Annotated in this window: 1 protein-coding gene; it reads right to left on the bottom strand. The window is 58.9% G+C overall.

The window, feature by feature from the left end:
• Window positions 1–146: 146 nt before the first annotated feature.
• Complete coding sequence (locus EC839_RS24080; protein WP_132833230.1) at window positions 147–1127, bottom strand: IS5-like element ISPpu18 family transposase; 981 nt, start codon at window positions 1125–1127, stop codon at window positions 147–149.
• Between the last annotated feature and the right edge of the window lie 69 nt (window positions 1128–1196).

The raw sequence follows: 1196 nt of genomic DNA, 5'->3' as shown, positions 1-1196 counted from the left end.
GGAAGGTCTGAAGTAGCCCTGTATTTCCGGTCGACTTCAGCCCTCGCTGCTTTTGAAAGCGGGCCGTCGATCAAAATCGACCAGGTAACCCGCTCAGTTCTCCGTTTTTGGCCGCCGCGAGCACCTCGCAGCAGCCATTTTCCGCATTACAGGTGCACCTTTCCTGCGGTAGTCAGCAAATGTCGGCGCGCCATCCATAGGTTCGACAGCGCGAACAGCGTCACCAGCTGAGCGGTGTTCTTGGCCAGGCCACGGAAGCGCACCTTCACGTAACCGAACTGGCGCTTGATCACTCGAAACGGGTGCTCGACCTTCGCTCGCACTTGTGCCTTGGCCTTCTCGATCTTGCGCTTGGCTTTGTACAGGGCGCTGCGTTTATCGAGCTTATTGTAGGTGCTGCGGCGTGCTGCGACCTGCCAGATCACTTCGCGGCCAGCATGTTCGGGGCGCTTTTCGACACCGGTGTAGCCGGCATCGGCGCAGACGACGTTCTCGTCACCGTGCAGCAGTTTGTCGACCTGGGTGATATCCGCCACGTTGGCTGCCGTGCCTACCACGCTGTGTACCAGCCCCGACTCATCATCCACGCCGATGTGCGCCTTCATGCCAAAGTAATACTGGTTCCCTTTCTTGCTCTGGTGCATTTCCGGGTCGCGCTTGCCGTCCTGGTTCTTGGTCGAGCTGGGCGCGTGGATCAGTGTGGCATCGACGATAGTGCCCGGGCGCAGCGACAGGCCGCGATCCCCCAGGTAGCCATTGATTACGCCGAGGATGCCGGCTGCCAGCTCATGTTTCTCCAGCAAGCGACGGAACTTGAGGATGGTGGTTTCGTCGGGAATACGCTCCAGGCTCAGCCCGGCGAACTGACGCAGGATGGTCGTCTCGTAGAGCGCTTCTTCCATGGCCGGGTCGCTGTAGCCGAACCAGTTCTGCATCAGATGGATACGTAACATGGCCATCAGCGGATAGGCTGGACGACCACCTTCACCCTTTGGGTAGTGTGGCTCGATCAGGGCAATCAATCCCTTCCACGGCACCACCTGATCCATCTCGATCAGGAACAATCCCTTACGGGTCTGCTTGCGCTTGCCGGCGTACTCGGCGTCGGCGAAGGTCATCTGCTTCATGGAAAAACTCGGCTGGCGGGATCGGCGTATTTCACCAGATTCAGGAAGTCTTTTTCAGACCTTCCCTAA

This window comes from Pseudomonas sp. JUb52 (assembly GCF_004341115.1).
Taxonomy (GTDB): Bacteria; Pseudomonadota; Gammaproteobacteria; order Pseudomonadales; family Pseudomonadaceae; genus Chryseomonas; species Chryseomonas oryzihabitans.
The sequence above is the reverse complement of the archived record's forward strand: the minus strand, read 5'-3'. Positions and strand labels throughout refer to the sequence as shown.

Coding starts and splice junctions, on each gene's coding strand:
- EC839_RS24080 (WP_132833230.1), bottom strand. CDS start 1,127: ATGAAGCAGATGACCTTCGCCGACGCCGAGTACGCCGGCAAGCGCAAG.